Annotated in this window: 1 protein-coding gene; it reads left to right on the top strand. The window is 48.5% G+C overall.

Translation table 11 applies throughout. The features are described 5' to 3' along the window. Positions 1 to 972, top strand: a 972-nt coding sequence (locus GCHA_RS17915) for an Ig-like domain repeat protein (RefSeq protein ID WP_193362836.1), incomplete at both ends; no start/stop codon positions are given.

Below are 972 nucleotides of genomic sequence, written 5' to 3'. Positions count from 1 at the left end.
CGTGCTTAATGACTTGGCCCAAGGCAATTACACGGTTCAAGCAAGCATTACCGATGCCGCAGGTAACAGCACTACTGAAAGTGACACAGGCAGCGTGGACACCGAAGGCCCAACGATTGCCTTAACGGTTGTAGGTGAAGTGGAGTCTGGATTTCCAATCCTATCTGGTACCTGCTCTGAACCTGAAGGCACTGTCATTACCGTCGTGATCACAGATTCGAATAATGTTGAATTCTCATTGTCCGCCCAAGTTGATATAGATGGATTGTTTACCGTTGTCATTCCAGCGACTGCAGCAGATGGTGATGCTTCAGCAGTTATCAGCGTTACGGACTTAGCTGGCAATGAAACAGTCCTAAACGCTACCGTGCCTATTGATCTTACTGAGCCCGTTATTACGTTAGACAAGTTAGGTGACATAGACGTGAGCGCTAATTTACCGTCAATTACGGGTACATGTTCAGAGCCTGAGGGTACGGTAATAAGCGTTACTCTTATTGACTCAGAAGCTAATGAATTCAATTTGACCACAACAGTTGGTGTAGGGGGGCTCTTTACTGTGCTTATTCCTGGAACTGTTGCACAAGGAGAAGCAAGTGCTGAAATAAGTGTCACAGATATCGCCGGTAATGAAACCATTGTTAATGCGACTGTGCCGATTGATACCAGCGCACCCCTTATCACCTTGGATAAGCTCGGTGATATTGATGTAAACCTAGGCTTACCTGTGATTACTGGGAGTTGCAGTGAGCCCGAAGGCACCGAAGTGCGCGTGACCTTGACCGACTTTTTGGGTGATGAGCATGTCTTGACGGCGACCGTAGGCGTCGGTGGTTTATTCACAGTCGCAGTGCCGCTGACGGTGGCCGAAGGGGATGCCTCGGCGGTGGTGAGTATCACAGATATTGCCGGTAATGAAACCATTGTTAATGCGACCGTGCCGATTGATTTAACCGCACCGCTTATCACCTT

Origin of the sequence: Paraglaciecola chathamensis S18K6 (genome assembly GCA_000314955.1) — a bacterium.
Classification (GTDB): domain Bacteria; phylum Pseudomonadota; class Gammaproteobacteria; order Enterobacterales; family Alteromonadaceae; genus Paraglaciecola; species Paraglaciecola chathamensis.
Note: the sequence above shows the minus strand (reverse complement) of the source record. Positions and strands in the feature narration are given on the sequence as shown.